The 255-nt window shown below is 47.1% G+C and carries 1 rRNA gene; it reads left to right on the top strand.

The features are described 5' to 3' along the window. Positions 1-88 precede the first annotated feature (88 nt). Positions 89-255, top strand: a 16S ribosomal RNA gene (locus tag M3234_RS29095); the annotation flags it as partial.

Genomic DNA, 255 nt, shown 5'->3' with positions numbered 1-255 from the left:
AACTAAACAAACAAAAACGTCAACAATAAAACATTCATTTCTTTCGAAATGAAGCCAACGTAACTTTTATGAGCTAATCAACTCAACTTTATTGGAGAGTTTGATCCTGGCTCAGGACGAACGCTGGTGGCGTGCCTAATACATGCAAGTCGAGCGAATCATTGGGACGCAAGTCCCGCTGGTTAGCGGCGGACGGGTGAGTAACACGTGGGCAACCTGCCTGTAAGACTGGGATAACACCGGGAAACCGGTGCT

This window comes from Neobacillus niacini, from assembly GCF_023715785.1.
Taxonomy (GTDB): Bacteria; Bacillota; Bacilli; order Bacillales; family Cytobacillaceae; genus Neobacillus; species Neobacillus niacini_E.
Note: the sequence above shows the minus strand (reverse complement) of the source record. Positions and strands in the feature narration are given on the sequence as shown.